Here is a 1,406-nt window from a genome sequence, read left to right as displayed (position 1 = left end):
AATCTCCACAGGCGATATCACCGTCGGCACGCTGCTGTCGGCCGGCGATCTCACCACCGACGGCGCCAATCTCAAGGCAGGCAGTTTGACCGCCCATGGCGACGCCACCCTGAAGGCTAGCGGCACTGGCGCAAGTGGTCGCGTTGACATCAGCGGCCAGGTGCTGTCGGCCGGCGATCTCGCGATCAACGCAAACAGCCTCAATGCCGGCCTTCTCGTTTCCGGCGTCGATTTTGCGGCAACCGACGCCAGCGGTGGCAATATCAAGCTTGCCAGCTCCGGCGACACGGACCTCACCATATCCGGCAACGCCACTGCCGGCACGATCCTGTCGGCGGGCGATGTCACGGCGAAGGCGGCCAATCTCACGGCAGACAGCATCACCAGTCACGGCAATGTGGCGATTACCGCAACCGGTGTCGCCGGCAATGTCGAGGTGAACAATCAGATCCTGGCCGCAGGCAATCTGACGATAAACGGCGGTAGCATTACCGCACCCGTTCTGATCTCGGGCATTGATTTTGCTGCCACCAATGCGGCGGGCGGCAATATCGTGCTGGGTTCTTCCGCGACGAGTGCAGGAAATCGCGCTGGCAGCATGAACCTGACGGCCTCCGGCAATATCGCCGGAGGAACGATCCTTTCTGCCGGTGATCTCACGGCAAAGGCCGCAGATCTCACCGCCGACAGCATCACGAGCCATGGCAATGTCGGCATTACCGGAGACGTCGCTGTCTCCAATCAGATCCTCTCCGCAGGCAATCTGACGATCAATGGCGGCAGCATCAGTGCGCCCGTCCTGATCTCCGGCATCGACTTTGCCGCCACCAATGCCGCCGGTGGCAGCATCGTGCTCGGATCGTCCGGCGGCATGAACCTTACGGCCTCCGCAGGAATCGCTACGCAAACCATGCTGTCCGCCGGTGTGATCGAGGCCAGCGGCAGCACGATCACAGCCAACGCTGTTACTGGGCATGGCGACATCACCCTTGCCGGCAGCAGCAGCGTCAAAGTCACGGGCCAGCTTCTCGGCGGCAACGACGTCTCGCTCTCCGGCCAGACCGTCCAGGTCGGCCAGGCCATTACCGGTGTCGACTTCGCCACCACCGCGCAATCATCAAACGGCGCCATCGCTCTCGGATCTAGTGGCGATCTCTACATCAATGCAGGAAGCGCCACTGCCGGCACTCTGATCGTGGCCGGCAACCTCGATGTGCTGGCGAGCGCATTTACGGGCGGCAACATCACAAGTCACGGCGCTGTCTCGATCGGGTCGTCCGCAAATCCCGGTGCGATTGCGATCAACGGCCAGCTTCTGGGTGGAAGTAACGTCTCGATCACCGGATCGGGCATCAGTGGCAATGTCATTGTCGCCGGCGTCGATTTTGCCGCGACCAGCCAATCGG

The 1,406-nt window shown here is 62.1% G+C and carries 1 protein-coding gene; it reads left to right on the top strand.

What is annotated here, in order from left to right:
- Nucleotides 1-1,406 (top strand): beta strand repeat-containing protein (locus RRH01S_RS34625; RefSeq protein ID WP_042477843.1); only part of this gene is annotated, 1,406 nt, incomplete at both ends.

This window comes from Rhizobium rhizogenes NBRC 13257 (assembly GCF_000696095.1).
Classification (GTDB): Bacteria; Pseudomonadota; Alphaproteobacteria; order Rhizobiales; family Rhizobiaceae; genus Rhizobium; species Rhizobium rhizogenes.
The sequence above is the reverse complement of the archived record's forward strand: the minus strand, read 5'-3'. Positions and strand labels throughout refer to the sequence as shown.